Source organism: Pseudomonas sp. LBUM920, from assembly GCF_003852315.1.
Lineage (GTDB): Bacteria > Pseudomonadota > Gammaproteobacteria > Pseudomonadales > Pseudomonadaceae > Aquipseudomonas.
In genome coordinates this window covers 3,925,201-3,943,169 of record NZ_CP027762.1, presented here as the reverse complement: position 1 = coordinate 3,943,169, position 17,969 = coordinate 3,925,201, and the positions used below count along the sequence as shown (strand labels likewise).

Annotated in this window: 21 protein-coding genes; 6 read left to right on the top strand and 15 right to left on the bottom strand. The window is 61.7% G+C overall.

Annotated features, from left to right (window positions below; translation table 11 throughout):
• The first annotated feature begins 3 nt into the window (after window positions 1-3).
• Together serS and cysG are read left to right on the top strand one after the other, a co-directional pair.
• Entirely contained in the window at window positions 4-1,284 is a 1,281-nt protein-coding gene (gene serS / locus C4J83_RS18275) for a serine--tRNA ligase (protein ID WP_106579855.1), read from the top strand.
• Entirely contained in the window at window positions 1,285-2,679 is a 1,395-nt protein-coding gene (cysG, locus tag C4J83_RS18270) for a siroheme synthase CysG (protein ID WP_119736257.1), read from the top strand.
• 190 nt (window positions 2,680-2,869) lie between these two features.
• Here the strand turns inward: cysG and C4J83_RS18265 are convergent, their stop codons facing one another.
• The 6 genes from C4J83_RS18265 to tusD form a co-directional block, all read right to left on the bottom strand.
• Window positions 2,870-3,865, bottom strand: coding sequence for a glutathione S-transferase family protein (locus C4J83_RS18265; protein ID WP_124417845.1), 996 nt, complete (start codon window positions 3,863-3,865; stop codon window positions 2,870-2,872).
• A gap of 88 nt (window positions 3,866-3,953) precedes the next feature.
• Window positions 3,954-4,955: a glycosyl transferase family protein gene (locus C4J83_RS18260; protein ID WP_124417844.1), complete on the bottom strand. Its 1,002-nt coding sequence runs from the start codon at window positions 4,953-4,955 to the stop codon at window positions 3,954-3,956.
• Window positions 4,952-5,287, bottom strand: coding sequence for a TusE/DsrC/DsvC family sulfur relay protein (locus C4J83_RS18255; protein ID WP_106579851.1), 336 nt, complete (start codon window positions 5,285-5,287; stop codon window positions 4,952-4,954). Before C4J83_RS18255 ends, C4J83_RS18260 begins: the two co-directional genes overlap by 4 nt.
• Window positions 5,284-5,562, bottom strand: coding sequence for a sulfurtransferase complex subunit TusB (gene tusB / locus C4J83_RS18250; RefSeq protein WP_124417843.1), 279 nt, complete (start codon window positions 5,560-5,562; stop codon window positions 5,284-5,286). Before tusB ends, C4J83_RS18255 begins: the two co-directional genes overlap by 4 nt.
• Window positions 5,562-5,912, bottom strand: coding sequence for a sulfurtransferase complex subunit TusC (gene tusC, locus C4J83_RS18245; RefSeq protein ID WP_106579849.1), 351 nt, complete (start codon window positions 5,910-5,912; stop codon window positions 5,562-5,564). Before tusC ends, tusB begins: the two co-directional genes overlap by 1 nt.
• Window position 5,913: 1 nt before the next feature.
• A complete protein-coding gene (tusD, locus tag C4J83_RS18240) occupies window positions 5,914-6,306 on the bottom strand; it encodes a sulfurtransferase complex subunit TusD (protein WP_106579848.1) in 393 nt (130 codons plus the stop codon).
• A gap of 157 nt (window positions 6,307-6,463) precedes the next feature.
• On the opposite strand from tusD, the gene C4J83_RS18235 reads away from it, so the two are divergent.
• Window positions 6,464-7,645 (top strand): CaiB/BaiF CoA transferase family protein, encoded by a 1,182-nt coding sequence (locus tag C4J83_RS18235; protein ID WP_124417842.1) that lies wholly within the window; start codon window positions 6,464-6,466, stop codon window positions 7,643-7,645.
• 91 nt (window positions 7,646-7,736) lie between these two features.
• Here C4J83_RS18235 and C4J83_RS18230 read toward each other — a convergent pair whose 3' ends face one another.
• The gene (locus C4J83_RS18230; RefSeq protein WP_124417841.1) at window positions 7,737-8,231 is read right to left on the bottom strand and encodes a SprT family zinc-dependent metalloprotease; all 495 of its coding nucleotides are present in this window, start codon (window positions 8,229-8,231) and stop codon (window positions 7,737-7,739) included.
• Between the two features lie 128 nt (window positions 8,232-8,359).
• On the bottom strand, window positions 8,360-8,962 hold the full coding sequence (locus tag C4J83_RS18225; protein ID WP_106579846.1) for a Yip1 family protein: 603 nt from the start codon (window positions 8,960-8,962) through the stop codon (window positions 8,360-8,362).
• 360 nt (window positions 8,963-9,322) lie between these two features.
• Here C4J83_RS18225 and ttcA point away from each other — a divergent pair, with 360 nt between their 5' ends.
• A complete protein-coding gene (ttcA, locus tag C4J83_RS18220) occupies window positions 9,323-10,147 on the top strand; it encodes a tRNA 2-thiocytidine(32) synthetase TtcA (RefSeq protein ID WP_106579845.1) in 825 nt (274 codons plus the stop codon).
• 67 nt (window positions 10,148-10,214) lie between these two features.
• Complete coding sequence (locus C4J83_RS18215) at window positions 10,215-10,886, top strand: DNA-3-methyladenine glycosylase I (RefSeq protein ID WP_119736245.1); 672 nt, start codon at window positions 10,215-10,217, stop codon at window positions 10,884-10,886.
• Window positions 10,887-10,980: 94 nt separating this feature from the next.
• Here the strand turns inward: C4J83_RS18215 and C4J83_RS18210 are convergent, their stop codons facing one another.
• The 3 genes from C4J83_RS18210 to arsC are packed head-to-tail and all read right to left on the bottom strand — an operon-like array spanning window position 10,981 to window position 12,348.
• The gene (locus tag C4J83_RS18210; RefSeq protein WP_124417840.1) at window positions 10,981-11,400 is read right to left on the bottom strand and encodes a DUF2069 domain-containing protein; all 420 of its coding nucleotides are present in this window, start codon (window positions 11,398-11,400) and stop codon (window positions 10,981-10,983) included.
• Window positions 11,384-11,998 (bottom strand): NAD(P)H:quinone oxidoreductase, encoded by a 615-nt coding sequence (gene wrbA, locus C4J83_RS18205; protein ID WP_124417839.1) that lies wholly within the window; start codon window positions 11,996-11,998, stop codon window positions 11,384-11,386. The genes C4J83_RS18210 and wrbA overlap by 17 nt, the downstream gene beginning before the upstream one ends.
• Complete coding sequence (gene arsC / locus C4J83_RS18200; protein WP_119736241.1) at window positions 11,995-12,348, bottom strand: arsenate reductase (glutaredoxin); 354 nt, start codon at window positions 12,346-12,348, stop codon at window positions 11,995-11,997. Before arsC ends, wrbA begins: the two co-directional genes overlap by 4 nt.
• 117 nt (window positions 12,349-12,465) lie before the next feature.
• Here arsC and C4J83_RS18195 point away from each other — a divergent pair, with 117 nt between their 5' ends.
• Window positions 12,466-12,927 (top strand): TlpA disulfide reductase family protein, encoded by a 462-nt coding sequence (locus C4J83_RS18195; protein WP_106579840.1) that lies wholly within the window; start codon window positions 12,466-12,468, stop codon window positions 12,925-12,927.
• 116 nt (window positions 12,928-13,043) lie between these two features.
• Here the strand turns inward: C4J83_RS18195 and C4J83_RS18190 are convergent, their stop codons facing one another.
• From C4J83_RS18190 to C4J83_RS18175, 4 genes are all read right to left on the bottom strand, one after another.
• On the bottom strand, window positions 13,044-13,448 hold the full coding sequence (locus C4J83_RS18190; RefSeq protein WP_106579839.1) for an META domain-containing protein: 405 nt from the start codon (window positions 13,446-13,448) through the stop codon (window positions 13,044-13,046).
• Window positions 13,445-13,885: a hypothetical protein gene (locus tag C4J83_RS18185; RefSeq protein ID WP_106579838.1), complete on the bottom strand. Its 441-nt coding sequence runs from the start codon at window positions 13,883-13,885 to the stop codon at window positions 13,445-13,447. Before C4J83_RS18185 ends, C4J83_RS18190 begins: the two co-directional genes overlap by 4 nt.
• 71 nt (window positions 13,886-13,956) lie before the next feature.
• Window positions 13,957-14,946: a 2-hydroxyacid dehydrogenase gene (locus C4J83_RS18180; protein WP_124417838.1), complete on the bottom strand. Its 990-nt coding sequence runs from the start codon at window positions 14,944-14,946 to the stop codon at window positions 13,957-13,959.
• Window positions 14,947-15,039: 93 nt separating this feature from the next.
• Window positions 15,040-17,793, bottom strand: a complete 2,754-nt coding sequence (locus C4J83_RS18175; RefSeq protein ID WP_124417837.1) for a response regulator — start codon at window positions 17,791-17,793, stop codon at window positions 15,040-15,042.
• Window positions 17,794-17,969 lie beyond the last annotated feature (176 nt).

Genomic DNA, 17,969 nt, shown 5'->3' with positions numbered 1-17,969 from the left:
GACATGCTCGATTCCAAACTGTTACGTAGCAACCTTCAGGACGTAGCGGACCGCCTGGCATCCCGTGGCTTTGCCTTGGATGTTGCGCGCATCGAAGCGCTGGAAGAACAGCGCAAGACCGTCCAGACCCGCACCGAAGCACTGCAGGCTGAACGCAATGCGCGCTCCAAATCCATCGGTCAGGCCAAGCAGCGCGGTGAAGACATCGCGCCGCTGATGGCGGACGTCGAGCGTATGGGCACCGAGCTGTCCGACGGCAAAGTCGAGCTGGAAGGCATTCAGAGCGAGCTGGACTCGATCCTGCTGGGCATCCCCAATCTGCCGCACGAATCCGTGCCGATTGGCGAAGACGAAGACGGCAACGTCGAGGTGCGCCGCTGGGGCACGCCTAAGGCCTTTGATTTCGAGATCAAGGACCACGTTGCGCTCGGTGAGCTGACCGGTGGCCTGGATTTTGAAACCGCCGCCAAAATGTCCGGCGCACGCTTTGCCTTGCTGCGCGGTCCTATCGCGCGCATGCACCGTGCCCTGGCGCAGTTCATGATCAACCTGCACACCGGCGAGCACGGCTACGAAGAAGCCTACACCCCGTACCTGGTGCAGGCGCCGGCGCTGATGGGCACCAGCCAGCTGCCAAAATTTGAAGAAGACCTGTTCAAGATCAGCCGCGACGGCGAAGCCGACCTGTACCTGATCCCGACGGCCGAAGTGTCGCTGACCAACATCGTCGCGGGCGAAATCCTTGACGCCAAGCAGCTGCCGATCAAGTTCGTGGCCCACAGCCCGTGCTTCCGCAGTGAAGCCGGCGCTTCGGGGCGTGACACGCGCGGCATGATTCGCCAGCACCAGTTCGACAAAGTCGAGATGGTGCAAGTGGTCGAGCCGTCGACCTCGATGGAAGCCCTGGAAGGCCTGACCGCCAATGCCGAACGCGTACTGCAACTGCTGGAGCTGCCGTACCGCGTCTTGGCGCTGTGCACTGGCGACATGGGTTTCAGTGCCGTGAAGACCTACGACCTCGAGGTGTGGGTACCGAGCCAGGACAAATACCGCGAGATTTCGTCGTGCTCCAACTGCGGTGATTTCCAGGCCCGTCGCATGCAGGCGCGTTTCCGCAACCCGGAAACCGGCAAGCCGGAGCTGGTACACACCCTCAACGGTTCGGGCCTGGCCGTCGGCCGTACGCTCGTAGCCGTGCTGGAAAACTACCAGCAGGCCGACGGTTCCATCCGCGTGCCGGAAGTGCTCAAGCCGTACATGGGCGGCGTTGAGGTCATCGGCTAAATGGAATTTCTGCCGCTGTTTCATAACCTGCGCGGCAGTCGTGTGTTGGTCGTCGGTGGCGGGGAGATTGCCTTGCGCAAATCCCGGCTGCTGGCCGACGCCGGTGCGTTGCTGCGGGTGGTTGCTCCCCAGATCGAAGACCAGTTGCGTGAACTGGTGCTGGGCAGTGGCGGGGAACTGATTTTGCGCGGTTATCAGGAGCCCGACCTCGACGGTTGCACCCTGATCATCGCCGCGACCGATGACGAACCACTGAACGCGCAAGTGTCCAGTGATGCCAAGCGTCGCTGCGTGCCGGTCAACGTGGTGGACGCGCCAGCCTTGTGCAGCGTGATCTTCCCGGCGATTGTCGACCGTTCGCCCTTGGTGATTGCAGTGTCCAGTGGCGGCGATGCGCCGGTACTGGCGCGCTTGATCCGCGCCAAGCTGGAGACCTGGATTCCGTCCACCTATGGCCAATTGGCCGGGTTGGCGGCGCGTTTTCGTGCTCAGGTCAAAGGTTTGTATCCGGATGTGCAGCAGCGTCGCGCGTTCTGGGAAGAAGTTTTCCAGGGCCCGATTGCCGACCGCCAGTTGGCCGGGCAGGGCGATGAGGCCGAGCGCCTGCTGATCGAAAAGGTCAACGGGAAACCGCCACATGCGCCGGGCGAAGTTTACTTGGTGGGCGCAGGCCCGGGTGATCCGGACCTGCTGACCTTCCGCGCCTTGCGCCTGATGCAGCAAGCCGACGTGGTGCTGTACGACCGCTTGGTGGCGCCGGCCATTCTCGAACTGTGCCGTCGCGATGCCGAACGGGTTTACGTGGGCAAACGTCGCGCCGATCATGCTGTGCCGCAGGACCAGATCAACCAGCAATTGGTGGACCTGGCCAAGCAAGGCAAGCGTGTACTGCGCCTCAAGGGTGGCGATCCGTTCATCTTTGGCCGTGGTGGCGAAGAGATCGAAGAGTTGGCGGCCCATGGCATTCCGTTTCAGGTGGTGCCGGGTATCACGGCGGCCAGTGGTTGCGCGGCGTATGCCGGAATTCCGCTGACCCATCGCGACTATGCGCAGTCAGTGCGGTTTATCACCGGGCATTTGAAAAACGGCACCTCGGACCTGCCTTGGCATGACCTCGTTGGCCCGTCGCAGACCTTGGTGTTTTACATGGGCTTGATCGGCTTGCCGATTATCTGTGAACAGCTGATCAAGCATGGTCGCTCGGCGGATACGCCGGCGGCGTTGATCCAGCAGGGCACCACCTCCAACCAGCGTGTCTTCACCGGCACCCTGGCGGATTTGCCGCGCATGGTGGCGGAGCATGAAGTGCATGCGCCAACACTCGTCATCGTCGGTGAAGTGGTGGTATTGCGCGAAAAGCTGAAGTGGTTCGAAGGCGCACAATCCCAGGTGTGACACCGCCCTTGAGTGCGTGATTTGAGTGTGGCGAGCGGGCTTGCCCCGCGTTGGGCTGCGCAGCAGCCCTAAAGCCAGACACCGCGGTTTGCTTGGTAGAACGCGGTGTTTTTACTGGGGCTGCTGCGCAGCCCAACGCGGGGCAAGCCCGCTCGCCACGAAAGCCCAATCGCTACCGGAAGAGGAGTTGTCAGTTCCACACGGCCTTACCGCTCAGCCGCTCGCGATCATGCCCGGCATCAAAATTGTGCAACGGCCCTTTCGGCACAATCCCCGTCGGATTGATGGTCCGGTGGCTCGCGTAGTAATGCCCCTTGATATGCGCAAAATCCACCGTCTCGGCCACGCCTGGCCACTGATACATCTCCCTTAGCCAGTTCGACAAATTCGGATAATCGGCCATCCGCCGCAGGTTGCATTTGAAGTGGCTGTAATACACCGCATCAAAGCGAATCAGCGTGGTGAACAGCCGCACGTCGGCTTCGGTCAGGTATTCGCCAGCCAGATAGCGGTGCTTATCCAAGTGCTGCTCCAGGTGGTCCAGCTCGGCAAACACATCGTCAAACGCGCTTTCATAAGCCTTTTGCGAGGTGGCGAAGCCTGCGCGGTACACGCCGTTGTTCACCGCGGGGTAGATGCGCTCGTTCAGCGCGTCAATCGCCTCGCGAAGCCCCTCGGGGTAGAAGTCCAGCGTGTTGCCGGTCAGGTGGTTGAACGCGCTGTTGAACATGCGGATGATCTCCGCCGATTCATTACTGACGATGCGCTTGAGCGTCTTGTCCCACAACACCGGCACGGTCACGCGGCCAGTGTAGTCGGCGGTGTCGGCGGTATAGCGCTGATGCATGTAGGCAAAATCATCGAGCTTGTCGCCGGTAGAGCCGTGGGCCTTGTCGAAGGTCCAGCCGTTTTCCAGCATCAACCAACTGACCACGGACACCTCGATCAAGCTTTCCAGGCCCTTGAGCTTGCGCAGGATCAGGGTGCGATGCGCCCAGGGGCAGGCGAGGGACACATACAGGTGGTAGCGACCGGCTTCGGCCTTGAAGCCACCTTCGCCACTCGGGCCGGGCTCACCGTCGGCGGTCACCCAATTGCGGCGCTGTGCCTGCTCGCGCTGGAAAGCGCCGTCTGCGCTACTTTCGTACCACTGGTCTTTCCAGTGTCCTTCGATCAGCAAACCCATGACTGGCTCCTTGGCTAATAAGCGTTGGAGGCCAGTCTAAAGGGATGAGTTCGAACTAAAAGCGCAAAGACTGCGGGGCAATGATCGATTAAATCGATGTGTCCCGCGCATCCCAGTATTGCTGGGCCAATGCGAACGCCTGCTCTCGCGGATGGCCGATGCCGCGTAAGGCCAGGGCCATGGTCGCGATCAGCGCCAGTTGCGGGTAACTGTCTTGAGCGTCACCACGCCACACGGCTTTCAAGTGTTCAGGTTCCAGGCTGGCAGGTTTGACGTGGCGTTGGGCCGAGAGGGCGGGCCATTCTTCATCCCAGCTTTGGCCGCCAGTGGTGCCATACAGGTGACTGATTGTGTCCGGGTTGATCTCGACTTCGCCGCCATCGCCCTTGACCACGATCACATTGTCGCCAAGCAGGCCGCTGGCATCGCGGTGTACGCCCTGGTAACCGGGATGGAAAATGCTTTGCAGGCCGCAGCGCGCATTCAGCGGGTTGAGCAGGCGCGCCAGCGAGTGGATCGGCGAGCGCAGGCCCAGGGTGTTGCGCAGGTCAATCATGCGTTGCAGTTGTGGTGCCCAGTCGCCCAGGGGAATAAACGCCAGGTTGCCGCGTTCGAACGCCGTTTCGACCTGCTGCCAGTTGCGGCACAACGGGATCTGTAAACCGTCCAGCAATTGCTCGGTGTACAACCGGCCGGCGGTGTGCGCACCGCCGCCGTGCATGAGGATGCGCACCCCGTTTTGCGCCAGGCACTTGGCCGCCAGTAAATACCACGGCAGATGGCGTTTTTTACCGGCGTAGGTTGGCCAGTCGACATCCACCTTCAGCGCCGGCGCGTTCAGGCGTTCGCGCACGGCTTGGGTGAAACCCGCGAGCTCTTCCGGGCTTTCTTCCTTGTGGCGCAGCAACATCAGGAAGGCGCCGAGCTGGGTGTCCTCGACCTTTTCGTCGAGCAGCATGCCCATGGCTTCACGGGCTTCCTCACGGGTGAGGTTGCGCGCGCCGCGCTTGCCTTTGCCCAGGATGCGTACGAACTGCGCAAACGGGTGCTCGGCAGGGGTTTCAAAGGTCAGCGGGGCAAAGTCGGTCATAAGCAATTCGTCGGCCTGGGCAGGCCCGCCAACTTGGCGGCGAGTTTGGCAGGAGTGCCGTTGAACAGTGTGTTGAGGTGCAGGCTGTTGCCCTTTTCCGGTCCCAGCTTCAAGGCGGTGTACTTGATCAGTGGGCGCGTGGCCGGGGACAGCTGGAACTCTTCATAGAACCCGCGCAGCAGTTCGAGGATTTCCCAATGGGCGGCGGTCAATTCCAGGGGCTCGGCGGCGGCCAGCGCGTTGGCGACCTCTGCAGACCAGTCATTGAGGTCGACGAGGTAGCCGTCCTTGTCCAATTCGAGGGTGCGTCCGCCTACGGTCAAGGTGTTCATAGCCAGCTGTTGACCTTGTCGTAGTCGATGGACAGCTGCACGAAACCCGGGTAGTCCACGCTGTCGGCCCAGTCCGGTAGCGGCAGATTGCGCGCCAGCATGTCTTCAGCCAGTACAAAAACCTTCACGCCCCTGGTTTGCAGCGCCGCGTTGTGCAGGCCGTAGGCGCCGTCGCCGCACAGCAGAATCGCGTCCGCATTGCCGCATACGCGCAGGCAACTGGCGAGGCGGCTATCGGTAAACGGTGAATGAGACACCACATGTAAAGTCGACATCAGAGGGTAATCACCTGATCGTAACGGTCAATCAATTTGCCAATAGCGTCGTTGCCCAGTGCCTGGGCGCTGGCAGGGGCTGTGAGCCCGCGTTCGGCCAGGCTGTGGCCGCAGGCGAACACGTCATCAATGCCAAACAGGCCCAACGCTTGCAGGTTGGCGCTCAGGTCCTTTTGCTGCACGGCTTTGGCGTTTTGCTGCGGCGCCAGTTGAAACACGCCGTCGTCCATAAACAGCAGGCCGATCGGCAAGTCGAACGCACCGCCGGCCAGCACAATATCCAGGGCTTCGCGCGCGCTTGGCCCGGACCACGGCGCCTGGCGGCTGATGACCAATAAGGATTTGGACATGTCACGGCCCTCCAAAACAGATCAGGCGGTCGGCGGCCTGGGCGGCATCGTGCAATTGCCCAAGGCCCGACAACGCCCACGGCGCATCCAGGTTCACCGCGCTGCGTTGGTAGCGCGTGGCTTCTTCGCCATTGAGCACGCCACGGCGCAAAGCGGCGGCAATGCACACGACGCCGTCCAGCTGGTGCGCGCTGACAAACTCGCGCCATTGCCGGGCAATATCTTGCTCATCCTGGGGCGCGACGATGTTGCTGGAGGCGCTGTACACGCCGTCCTGATAAAAAAACAGCCGCACAATCTCATGCCCACCGGCAATCGCCGCTTGGGCAAACAGCAAGGCGCGGCGCGAGGAGGGCGCGTGGGCGGCGGAAAACAGCGCAATTGCGAACTTCATGGAACACTCTGCAAGCAAACGTGGGCCAATGATAAAGCCGCCGCGGCGAAAAAGCCCGCCGTGATCAAAACGGTCACCCTCGCTGATCGTTCTGACGATTGCCGGTAGGATCAAGCCTGCCTACGCTGTGGGCATTCGAAACCGAAATGGAGTCTCCATGTCAGGTCCCTTGGCGTCCCTCAAAGTGCTGGATTTTTCCACCTTGCTACCTGGCCCGTTTGCATCCTTGATGCTCGCGGACATGGGCGCCGAGGTGCTGCGGATCGAATCGCCTACACGCGTGGATCTGTTGCGCGTTTTGCCGCCGCACGATCACGGCACGTCGGCCAGCCACGCCTACCTCAACCGCAATAAGCGCAGCCTGGCGCTGGACCTCAAGCAGGCCGAGGCGCTGGAGATCGTGCGTGAGCTGGTCAAGGACTACGACATCGTCCTCGAGCAGTTTCGCCCCGGCGTCATGGAGCGTTTGGGACTGGGCTATGCGGCGCTCAATGCGATCAACCCCAGGTTGATCTACGTGTCGATCACCGGCTACGGTCAGACTGGGCCCTATAAGGATCGTGCCGGACACGATATCAATTACCTGGCGCTGGCCGGCATTGCCAGCCACACCGGGCGCCAGGACAGCGGACCCCTGCCGCTGGGTGTGCAATTGGCGGATGTGGCCGGTGGTTCGCTGCACGCGGTGGTGGGGTTGCTGGCGGCGGTGATAGCGCGTCAGCACAGCGGCGTTGGCCAACACCTGGATGTGAGCATGACGGACTGTTCGTTCAGCCTGAACGCCATGGCCGGCGCGGGTTACCTGGCCTGTGGGGTCGAGCCGGATTGGGAGACCCAGGTGCTCAACGGCGGCAGCTTTTATGATTACTACCGCACGCGCGACGGGCGCTGGATGTCGGTCGGCAGCCTGGAGCCTGCGTTTATGCAGCAACTGTGCGAGGCGTTGGGCCGACCGGAGTTGGCAGCGCAAGGCCTGTCGCCCAGGCCGGAACAGCAAAGAGCCCTGAAGCTGGCGCTGCAGGTCGAGTTTGAAAAGCGCAGCTTTGAGCAGTTGTGCGACCTGTTTGCCGGGGTGGATGCGTGTGTGGAGCCTGTATTGAGTTTGAGTGAAGCGGTGGAGCATCCGCAGTTGAAGGCGCGGAAGCTGATCAGCCAGGTGCCACGCGGCGATGGCTCGACTCAGGCGCAAATCGCCTGCCCGTTGAAGTTTTCACAGGGGTTGCCAGAGCCTCGGCACACAGGTGCGGCGGTGGGGGCGCATTCAGATGAAGTGTTGGCTGAGCTGGGGCTCAGTGCGCAACGAATAGCAGCATTGCGGCAGGCCAAGGTGGTTGGGTGACTGCTCGGCCGCTTTCGCGGGCCAGCCAGCTCCCACCTTTGATCGGCGGCTCGGTCAACAGGTGGGCGCTGACTTGCCTGCGATGGGGCCCTCACTCCACCCGGGTTTCCCCGGTGTACACCAAGGTATGCCGGCAACGCCTGCACAAGTACCGTCGGCCCTGGTTCACCAACCCATGGCGCTGGGCTGAAAACGGGAAATCACTGTCGGCACATGGGCAGCGATAGATGTAACGCGTGACTTGCCGACCCTTGATTGCATAGGTGTGGCAGCGATCCGGCGGCAGTTCGTATACCCCGCGCATGATCAATTGCCATTCCTCGCCATGGGGCTGAATGCGTTCGCCAAACAATTGGTGGGCGATCAGGTGCGCAACCTCATGGGCCACGGTCTGCTTCAGGAAATGTTGGCTGTTTTCACGGTACAGCTGTGGGTTGAAGCGCAGCAGGTTCTCGTGCAAATGCGCGACACCGGCCTTCTGGCCCCGCAGCTTGAGGCTGACCTGGGGGCGTTTGAAGCTTCGTTTAAAAAAGGATTCTGCTTGCAGGAAACAATCTTCGACGCGGGTATTGAGTTGCTCGGGCATGCTGACCATATCTCCAGAGGCGCCCAGTATGCCGCAAAAACAGGTGTTTCCGAATCTGTCAGGCGCCGAATGGTCATGCATGACGCACAAAGCCACCTTGCGGTGGCTTTGCCTGCGGGGTCAGCCGCTCAGTTGGTGTAGATCGGGCCTACGCCCAAGCCCCAGACGATCACGGTGAACGCCATGATCGCCACCAGTACCACCAGGCCCACCGCCAGCACCGAGCTGGAAAACAGGAACCCCTCGTCCGGGTCGATGCTCATGAACGTGGGCAGCCCCACATACAGCAGGTACACCGTGTAACAGATGGCGGCCGTGCCGACGACCATGCCCAGCCACATATGCGGATACAACGCCGCCAGCCCACCGATAAACAGCGGGGTCGCGGTGTAGGTGGCAAATGCTACGCACCGCGCCATGCTGGGGCTGGCGTCGTAGGTACGGGCCATCCAATGAATGAACGCGCCCATGACCGCCACGCCGCCGAGCATGGCCGCGTACGACATTAGGGTCATCCACAGGGCGCTTTCCTGGGTCAGCATCACCGGCGCGCGGCTGCCGATGACCCAGCCCACCCGGGTAGTGCCGATAAACGCCGAAACGGCGGGGATCGCCGCGAGAATCAGGGTGTGAGTGAGGTACATGTGGCCGATGCTTTCTTCCTTATCGCCACGAATTTCCCGCCATTCCTGGTCGGGATGGGTAAACAGCCCCACGACGTGATGGATCATGCCAGTCACTCCTGTCGTTATTACCATCGCCCCCCATCGGAGCGCCCACGGGCCAAAGGCCTCAAAGGTCCCGGATAGCTGTGCGACCTTACGTCGCAGTATAGGAAGTGATGACCGGAAAAACTGTAGGGCTTTAGAGCAAATTGCGCTGTAAACAGTGGCGCTAATCGCGGTGAGGTCTGTCAGTAATGACGGGGTCCACCGTGGGAGCCGGCTTGCCGCGCCAGCGATGGGTCAGCCAGTTACACGTGGGTGTCACAGCGCCATCGCAGGCAAGCCAGCTCCCACATTGGAACTCGGTCGGTCATGAAGGTAAAATGCCGGGCTTTTCGTCACACACCTCTAGCGGATCCAAGCGCCATGGGCACTCTTACGGTCAACCAGAACAAACTGCAAAAACGCCTGCGTCGCCTGGCCGGTGAAGCGGTCGCCGATTTCAACATGATCGAGGACGGCGACAAGGTCATGGTCTGCCTCTCCGGCGGCAAAGACAGCTACACCATGCTCGACGTGCTGTTGCACCTGCAAAAGGTGGCGCCGATCAAGTTCGAGATCGTCGCTGTCAACATGGACCAGAAACAGCCGGGCTTCCCCGAGCACGTATTGCCCGCCTACCTGAAAGCGCTGGGCATCGAGTACCACATCGTCGAAAAAGACACCTATTCGGTGGTCAAGGAGTTGATCCCGGAAGGCAAGACCACCTGCTCGCTGTGCTCGCGCCTGCGCCGTGGCACGCTCTACACCTTTGCCGATGAGATCGGCGCAACCAAGATGGCCCTCGGTCACCACCGTGACGACATCGTCGAAACGTTCTTCCTCAATATGTTCTTCAATGGCTCCCTCAAGGCCATGCCGCCCAAGCTGCGCGCCGATGACGGCCGCAACGTGGTGATCCGGCCGCTCGCGTATTGCAACGAGAAAGACATCCAGGCCTACTCCGACTTCAAGCAATTTCCGATCATCCCGTGCAACCTGTGCGGCTCCCAGGAAAACCTGCAGCGCCAGGTGGTCAAGGAAATGCTCGTGGACTGGGAGCGCAAGACCCCGGGCCGCACTGAAAGCATCTTCCGCAGCCTGCAGAATGTGATCCCCTCGCAGCTGGCCGACCGCAACCTGTTCGACTTCACCAGCCTGAAAATCGATGAGAGCGCCGCGTCGCGCTTCGTCAATGTTGTGAACCTCTAACACGTTTCAACGCTCTGAAAGACGGCGCTCACGGGCGCCGTCTTCAATTCAATTACCAGGAGAGGGCATGCGCGATTACAAGTGGCTGCACGAATATTGTCTGAACCGTTTTGGTTCAGCGGCCGAGTTGGAAGCCCACCTGCCTGTTCCCAAGACCCCGGCACAGTTGCGCAAAATCAGTGACGACCGCTACCTGTCGACCCTGGCGCTGCGGGTATTTCGCGCCGGGCTCAAGCACAGTGTGGTGGATGGCAAGTGGCCCGCGTTCGAGCAGGTGTTTTTCGGCTTTGACCCGGAAAAGGTCGTGCTGATGGGCGCCGAACACCTGGAGCGCCTGATGCAGGACACGCGCATCATTCGTCACCTGGGCAAGCTCAAGAGCGTGCCGCGCAATGCGCAGATGATTTTGGACATTGAGCAGGAAAAGGGCAGCTTCGGCGCCTTTGTCGCGGACTGGCCGGTGACCGATATCGTCGGCTTGTGGAAGTACCTGAGCAAGCACGGCCACCAGTTGGGCGGGCTGTCGGCGCCGCGTTTTTTGCGCATGGTGGGCAAGGACACGTTTGTACCGAGCTATGACGTGGTGGCGGCGTTGAATGCGCAAAAGATCGTCGACAAAGTACCGACCAGCCTGCGCGATCTGGCGACGGTGCAGGGCGCATTCAACCAATGGCACGCCGAGAGCGGGCGGCCGATGTGTCAGTTGTCGATGATGCTGGCTTACACAGTGAATCATTGAGACCGAGGTGAGGCTATCGCAGGCAAGCCAGCTCCCACATTTTGACCGCGCCGCCGATCAAATGTGGGGGCTGGCTTGCCTGCGACAGCGGTCTTCAGGCCGGCTGCAAATCTGCCGCCAGCCGCCGATTCAACTGATGCCGCCACCGCACGTAAAACAGTGCGGTACAAAACACCGCCAGGCTCGCGAGCATTTCCAGCACCCCGAACCACTGCCGGTTCGGATCATAGGCCGCCAGCGCGCCCTTGATGAAATACAAATTCACCACAAAGCACATCCACGAATGCCCGCGTGCGCTGCCGAGCAGCATGCCCGGCGCCAGCACCAGCAGCGGCACCAGTTCGATCAGCAGGATCACCCACGGGCGCGCGCCGTGCAGGTCGGCGACGAACAGGTAATACCCGCACAGCAAACCCACTAGCCCAAAAAACGCCAGCAGGCTGAGCGCGCGTGCGACGTTGACCCGGGGTTCCAGCCAGGCCTGGGGCGGCAGGACCTTAGGCTTTCTGGGCACGGCCGTTCTCCAGCAACATGGCGGTGGTGGCCAGGCGCAGGCCGAGGGCGCGGCACAGGGTGATTTCGTGTTGGTCGAGCATGCGCTTGCCGTCGGGCCCCGAGTGATGGCTGGCGCCGTACGGCGTGCCGCCGCCCTGGGTGTCGAGCAGTGCTTGTTCGCTGTAGGGCAGGCCGGTAATCAACATGCCGTGGTGCAGCAATGGCAGCAGCATCGACATCAGCGTGGTTTCCTGCCCGCCGTGCAGGCTGGCGGTGGAAGTGAACACGCCGGCTGGCTTGCCGACGAGGGCGCCGGTCAGCCACAGGTTGCTGGTGCCGTCGAGGAAATACTTGAGCGGCGCGGCCATGTTGCCAAAGCGGGTCGGGCTGCCAAGGGCCAGGCCCGAGCAGTTTTTCAGGTCATCGAGGCTGGCATACAGCGCGCCTTCGTCGGGAATGCTCGGCGCCACCGCTTCGCACTCGGTGGAGATCGCCGGCACGGTGCGCAATCTTGCTTCCATCCCGCCTTGCTCGATACCGCGGGCAATCTGCCGGGCCATTTCGCTCACCGAGCCATTGCGGCTGTAATACAACACCAGCACATAGGGCGCGGTCACGGCAGCAACTCCAGCAGGTTTTCCGGCGGGCGGCCAATCACGGCTTTATCGGCGGTTTCCAGGATCGGACGTTCCATCAGCTTCGGGTGTTCGGCAATCGCGGCAATCAGTTGCGCTTCGCTGAGGCTGGCGTCGGCCAGGTTGAGGGCCTTGTATTCGTCTTCGCCGGTGCGCAGCAATTGGCGTGCGCTGATGCCCAGCTTGCCCAGCAGCGCCTTTAATTGCGCGGCGTTCAGCGGGGTTTCGAGGTAGCGCACGACGGTGGGCGTGAGGCCGCGAGCTTCCAGCAGTTCGAGCGCTCCGCGGGATTTCGAGCAGCGCGGGTTGTGATAAAGCGTCAGATCGGTCATGTGCGGGTCGCATCTTGCGTAAGGTGGCGGGTATTCTACCTGCGCAGCGTCCTGTCCTTAAACCGTAAGAGGCGATAGGTCGCAGCCAACGTTCATTTTTTTGCGAAGGATTACCCCATGACAAGGCGACTGATCGGTGCATTGGCGATCATCACAACCCTGCTGCTCAGCGGCTGCGGTAACGACTACGGCGTTGACCAATACGGTAACAAGGTCGCGTCAGAGCGCTTGGACAAACACTGGGTGGTGGTCAACTACTGGGCGGAATGGTGTGGCCCGTGCCGCACGGAGATCCCGGAACTCAATGCCTTGGCCGAGCAGCTGAAAGGGCAGAACGTTGGGGTTTTCGGGGTCAACTTTGACAATGTGCAGGGTGAAGAACTCAAGGCCGCCAGCGAGAAGCTGGGGATCAAGTTCACCGTACTGGCGCAGAACCCGGAAGAGATTTTCGATATCCCGCGCAGCGAGGCGTTGCCGGTGACCTACATCATTGATGACAAGGGCAAGGTGCGCGAACAGTTGATGGGCGAGCAGACGGCGCAAGGGGTGCTCGCCAAACTCAAAGCCCTACGCGGTTAACTGTGCGGGAGGCGGCTAGCCTGCGATGCGGGCGACCCGGTACGTCTGTGATACCGAGTCGATGCTGTCGCAGGCAGGCCAGCTTCCACAACAAAGCCCGTTTGCAATGATGTCGATCAGCCTTCTTCAAGCCACAGCCGAATAGGCTTGCCTTCAGCCGGCCAGAAACGCGTCTGCTCGATCGGCGAGATGTCCCAACGCTCGACGCCTTGCAGGGCCTGGAAGAAGCGGTGCTCCTGCTCCATCAAGGCCTCGGCGCAGAGTTTGCGCGTGCTGCCGATCTTGCCGAAGTTCAGCTTGTCACCCTCTACGGTGTACGGCGCAAACCAGTGGTTGCAACCGCCATTGCCGTAGGCGCGACCATCGGCGCCAAGGGTGACGGTCAGGTGCGCGTAATCCATCAGCGGCCGCTCACCAATCCATTCCACCACGTAGCTATGATCCTGCTTGAGCTTCACCGCATCGCCGGCGCAGCCGGTCAGGCCTATGCCGACGGCCGCGAGCAGCAGCGGGCCTTTCATTGCGCGGCCTGCTGGCATTTAGGGCAGCGATGCTTGTCGCCTTCGCTGGCCCAGCCCAGTGCCTTGATGCGCGCGTTGGCGGCAGGTTGCAGCGGCTCTTTGGTCAGCTTGGTTTCTACCGCGAATTCAAATTCCAGCACGGTGTCGCAGCTGTCGCAGTTGACCTTCCAGGTATGAATTTCCAGCTCGCCGAATTTCGGCCCCTGGGCCATGGCGACCCATTGGCCTGCCGGGCGGATGGAGTAGCGTGCATCACCTTCGACGGTCAGGCGCATCGACAGGGTTTTACTGCCACGCAGGGTGACGATCAGCACGTCGCCGTGTTTGATCGAACCACCGTTGCCGGTGACTTGATAACGGCCCGGCACCAGGGCGCGGCATTCGATCAGGGTGTGTTGCGGGCTCAGCAAGCTGAAGCGGAAATCGTGTTCGGCCATGGATCCTCCAAATAGGCGCGGCATCCTATCACGGGTGCCGGCCTATCATGAGCCTGGTATGTGACCGCCGATCATCCTTCGACCAGGTTCTGCGGCTGGCCTTTGGCCCACGCGGCAATATTGCCCAACGTGGTGCTGGCGATGGCCGCCAGGGCCTCGCGGGTGAGAAATGCCTGGTGGGCGGTGATGATCACGTTGGGGAACGTCAACAGGCGTGCGAGCACGTCGTCTTGCAGCGGCAGGTCGGAGCGGTCTTCGAAAAAAAGCTGGGCCTCTTCTTCATACACATCCAGCCCGAGGTAGCCGAGTTGGCCGTCCTTGAGGGCTTCGATCAGCGCCGGCGTGTCCACCAGGCCACCACGGCCGGTGTTGATCAGCATTGCGCCGCGCTGCATCTGCGCCAGGGAGCGGGCGTTGATCAGGTGTTTGCTGTCGGCGGTCAGCGGGCAATGCAGGCTAATGATCTGCGCGTGCGCCAGCAGCTCGGGCAGGCTTACGTAACGTGCGCCGAGGGCCTGCACCTGCGGGTTGGGGAAAGGGTCGTAGGCCAGCAACTGGCAGCCGAAGCCGGCCATTATCTTGGCGAACGTGGCGCCGATCTGCCCGGTGCCGACCACGCCGACGGTCTTGCCCACCAGGTCGAAACCGGTCAGCCCGTGCAAGCTGAAATCGCCATCGCGGGTGCGGTTGTAGGCGCGATGCAGGCGGCGGTTAAGGGCGAGAATCAGCGCCACGGCATGCTCGGCCACCGCGTGGGGCGAGTAGGCCGGCACCCGCACGATGGTCAGGCCCAGGCGCTGGGCGGCGGGCAGGTCGACATGGTTGTAACCGGCCGAGCGCAGGGCAATCAGACGCGTGCCGCCTGCGGCCAGCTGCTCCAGCACCGGGGCGCTGAGGTCGTCATTGATAAACGCGCAAACCACTTCGTGGTGTTCGGCCAGGGCCACGGTGTCGAGATTGAGCCGCGCAGGCTGAAATTGCAGCTCAAGGCCGGCCGGCAGTGGCTCGCCAAGAAAACTGTCGCGGTCGTAGGTCTGGCTGCTGAAAAGAATGACGCGCATTAAAAAGCTCCCTGCAAGTTGCGAGTTGCAAGCGCAGACCCTTGAAGACAGGAGCAAACCCGCGCCGCAAGTGCCCGCGCTTATAAAATAAACTCAGGCGCTGACGCGCGCCTCACTGGCCAGGCGGGCAATCGCCATGTCCAGTTCATCCAGGGCCGCCATGGCCTTGGCGTCGTCCTGCTTGAGCAAGGTCTCGGCGCGTTGGCAGGCGGCGCGTAATTGCGGCACACCGCAGTAACGGGTGGCGCCGTGCAGCCGGTGGACGCGCTCGATCAGGGCATTGTTGTCTTTGGCTTCGCGGGCGACGGTGATCGCCAGGCGGTCGGCTTCCAGAGAGGCCAGCAGCATGGCGAGCATGTCGGCGGCCAGATCGGATTTGTTGGCCGCCAGACGCAGGCCTTCCTCATGGTCCAGTACCAACAGTTTCACGCCTGTGCCCGAACTGTCGTTGGTGCGTTCCGGGCCTTGGTTGCGCAGGGCCAGGCCGGTCCACTTCAGCACCACTTGGGCCAGTTGGCGTTCGCTGATGGGTTTGGTCAGGTAGTCGTCCATGCCGCTTTGCAGCAGCGCGCGTTTTTCGTTGGCCATGGCATGGGCGGTGAGGGCTACCACCGGCAACGGCGTACCGTGGCGCTCGCTTTCCCATTGGCGGATAGCCTCTGTGCTTTGGCGGCCGTCCATGCCGGGCATTTGTACGTCCATCAGCACCAGGTCGAATGTTTCCTGTTTCACCGCGTCAATGGCGGCATAACCGCTTTCTACCGCCTGCACCTTGGCGCCCATGTCTTCGAGCAGGGTTTGTACCAGCAGCAGGTTTGCCGGGTTGTCATCCACGCAGAGCACGCGCGGCGCGCGGCTGGACAGCGGCTCGCCGGGTTCGCTGCGCAAGGGGCGCGGGCTGATCAGGTCGGCCAGTGCGCGGCGCAATTTGCGCGTGCAGGCGGGTTTGGCCTGCAACTGGCTGTTGGGGTTGGGCACTGATTGGTTGAACAGCATCTGTTCGGTGGTCGGGCACAGCACCAGCACTTTGCAGCCCAGGTGTTCCAGGTCCCACAAATGCTGGTTGAGGCGTTCGGGCGGAATATCATTGGCCGTGACGCCGAGTACGGCAAGGTCGATGGCCTGCTCGGTCTGATGCGCGCTGGTGATGCCGTTGGTGAGGCTTTCCAGGGTGTTGAACGGCGTCACTTCCAGGCCGCAATCTTCCAGTTGGTGTTGCAGGGCCTGACGCGCCAGCTCGTGGTTTTCCAGCACCGCCACGCGACGCCCCAGCAGTGGCGCAGAGGGCAGGTCGTCGACGTCATCGCGGGTTTTCGGCAGGTTGAGGCTGATCCAGAATTCAGAGCCTTCTCCCGGCGTGCTGTCGACACCGATCTCACCGCCCATCTGCTCGATCAGTCGTTTCGAGATCACCAGGCCCAAGCCGGTACCGCCCGGTTGCCGTGACAGGGAATTGTCGGCCTGGCTGAACGCCTGAAACAGTGCGCGCACGTCCTGGTTGGACAAGCCGATGCCGGTGTCTTGCACACTGATGCGCAGCTGTACGCTGTCCTCCTGTTCGTCCTCGACCATCGCGCGGGCCACGATAGTGCCTTCGCGGGTGAACTTGATCGCATTGCTGATCAGGTTGGTGAGGATCTGCTTGAGTCGCAACGGGTCGCCGACCAGCGCCAACGGGGTGTCGCGGTACACCAGGCTCACCAGTTCCAACTGCTTGGCATGGGCGGCGGGCGCGAGGATGGTCAGGGTGTCTTGCAGCAAGTCGCGCAGGTTGAAAGGCACGCTGTCGAGTACCAGCTTGCCGGCCTCGATTTTCGAGAAGTCGAGAATTTCGTTGATGATGCCCAGCAGGTTGTCGGCGGACTTTTCGATGGTGCCCAGGTAGTCCAGTTGGCGCGGTGACAGTTCGCTTTTTTGCAACAAGTGAGTGAAACCGAGAATGCCATTGAGCGGGGTGCGGATTTCATGGCTCATGTTGGCCAGGAACTCCGACTTGATACGGCTGGCCTCCAGGGCCTCTTTGCGCGCCAGGTCCAGCTCGATGTTCTGGATTTCAATGGTTTCCAGGTTTTGGCGCACGTCTTCGGTGGCCTGATCGATGCTGTGCTGCAACTCTTCCTGGGCATTTTGCAGGGTTTCGGCCATGCGATTGATGCCCGAGGCCAACTGGTCCAGTTCCTGGCTGCCCAAGGGTGGCAAGCGGGTTTCCAGGTTGCCGTCCTTGAGTTGGGCCACGGCCAGCTTGATCTGGCCAATCGGCGAGTTGATCGTGCGGCTGATCCGCAGCGCAAGCGCGGCGGTGCAGATCAGGCCGATGGCGATCAACAGCAAGCTGGCGAACAGGCTGCGGTAGCCGCGCAACAACATGCCATTGTGCGACAGCTCTACCTCGACCCAGCCCAGCAAACGATCGGCTTCATCGGGGATCAGCTCGCCTGCGAGGTTGCGGTGGCGGCCAAATACCGGCAGCAGGTAGCGCGTGGCGTCATTGCCGGTGCGCTGCAGCAGGTGGGAGCTGTTACCGACGGGCGGCTGGTTGAGCATGGTCGGGCCGGCGTGCGCCAGGGGCGAGCGGTCCGGCGCCAGAAACGACACGGCACGCACGTCGGGTTGTTCCAGTGACTGGGTGGCGATGCGTTCCAGCAGGTCGGTGTTCTTGCTACTCAGGGCAGGGGCTACCAGCGGCGCCAACTGCTCGGCAATCATTTCGCCACGCTGCAGCAATTGGGTTTGCAACTCCGAGAGCTGCATCCAGGTGAAATAACCCCCCAACAACAGGGCCATCAGGCTGGTCGGTAATAAGGTCAGCAACAGTACGCGGCCTTTTATCCCCATTCTTCTAAGCACGCCACTCTCCTGCTACCACATTGTTTTCGATTATCTGCGCGGGCATCCGGCCCACGCCACCTGCGCAGTGTAGCCATTTGCGCGGTCTGGAATCTCGCAAATTAATGACATACCGCAATCTTCGGGCCATTGAGAGCCGGGTGGCGATTGCCTGGGGCAGTTTAATCTTGAATAAT